This is a genomic window from Aliterella sp. E5.1, from assembly GCF_057473825.1.
Window position 1 is genome coordinate 1 of the sequence record NZ_JBYCCV010000335.1, and the last position, 1,549, is coordinate 1,549.

Here is a 1,549-nt window from a genome sequence, read left to right on the forward strand (position 1 = left end):
CAAGAAGTACCCGCTGGTCTCAAACTGACACTTGAATTGAGTCAAGGCTTGTCGATCTATGAGTTCTACTCAGCTGCACCTTGGCTCATTTCCAAAGCATCTCGGTAAAGGAAAGGCACCCAGTAATCGCCCCCACGACGTTCAAAGAAGCCAATTTCAACTAATGATGTGGTAAGTTCAGCAGCTTCACGTTCGGAACATTCCCAAATACTCGCGAGGCTACTCAACGATTGCTGCGTTTTCGCGTTCTTAAGCTTTGTGATTTGAGAGCGTAAAGTCGGATACTCGGCCAGCAGAGTTTGTTCAAGGCGCACTGTAGAAACTTCTTTGAGAGCTTCTTTGACATTTTGACCAACGATCAACCGTTCATCCAAGGGCAATGACTCCCCGATCTCTACCTTCTTCAGTTGAACATTTCGAGATGCTGAAAGGAGATGGATCAATTCTCTAGGCGCTGTCTTTCTGTAACCATCTTGAGTACGAGTAAGCATCCAGTCAAATGTATTAGGTCTTCTCAAGCCAATATCAACTTGTTCTGGAAAAATGCGATAAAACAGCTTGCTCTGCTCCTCTAGATTTCCCAGAACATTTTCTGCCTTTACGTTGTAAAACGTTGCTACCTGAGGTGACTGGAGCGCACGTCTAATAACCAAGTTCATAAGCGAATTATTATCCCAGCTTATAGTTATAGCTCGCGTAACGTGACTTGCTTCACGAAAGCCCTTTGCTGTAATCTTGTCCCATATATCAGACCGTAGGAAGATTTTTGGGGTTATACGTTCATAACTTCGCAAATCTGCATATACTGTAAAAAGAGCCCGGAGCGCGTTGTACTCCAGAAGCTCGCTCTCTGCAAACGCAACATCGAGACGATCCAAAAGAATCCATATATTGGCGTCATGCTCCTCTAGTATTTCGTTAGCTGACTCAAAGAGGGTATTGGTTGAGATGTAGCCAGCTTTAGCAGCTTTTTGAGACGGTTCTCGAAAGGTGATTCTACCTGAAACAGCTTTCGGCTGTTGGGTTGCTGGATCAAGCTCAAGGGTAGTCAAGATTGATTCAGGTGACGTGATAAGACCTCGCACATAGTCTAAGGCTGAACGTACAAAGGCTTGCAACCCTCCCTTCTTCGGTAACAGGTCTTCTTCTTCTAATAATCCCAATAAACGTTTAGCGGGTTTGCTGTCAATGCTATGTTCGCGAAAAGTTAGTCCCACCAGCTGCAAGAAGTAGAGTTTCCAAAGGTTCCTAAACTCTTGCTCATTTGCTGGGGGATCATCAACCAAATCTCTGAAAACGGGCGTTCCTCTTACATTCTCTCCAGCAATCATCAGAATACTGCGATCAAGTAGCTCGTCCTTGCGATTCAATAGAGAATAAAGAGCACTCTTTCCCGTTCCTTTGAATCCGTACACGACATCGACTTCTCCCGCAAATAGTTGACGCCACTGCTCTGTCTGTACGAAGTACTTACTTAATTCAGTAACTTCTTCCTCGGCAACTCGTTCGCCAAAGGACAGTTCGCGTAAAACTTCTAAATCGTTATCTG

The 1,549-nt window shown here is 44.7% G+C and carries 1 protein-coding gene; it reads right to left on the minus strand.

Going from position 1 to position 1,549, the window contains the following annotated elements; genetic code table 11:
• Nucleotides 1-65: 65 nt before the first annotated feature.
• Nucleotides 66-1,549 (minus strand): P-loop ATPase, Sll1717 family (locus AC2VE5_RS26950; RefSeq protein WP_486890606.1); only part of this gene is annotated, 1,484 nt, incomplete at its 5' end.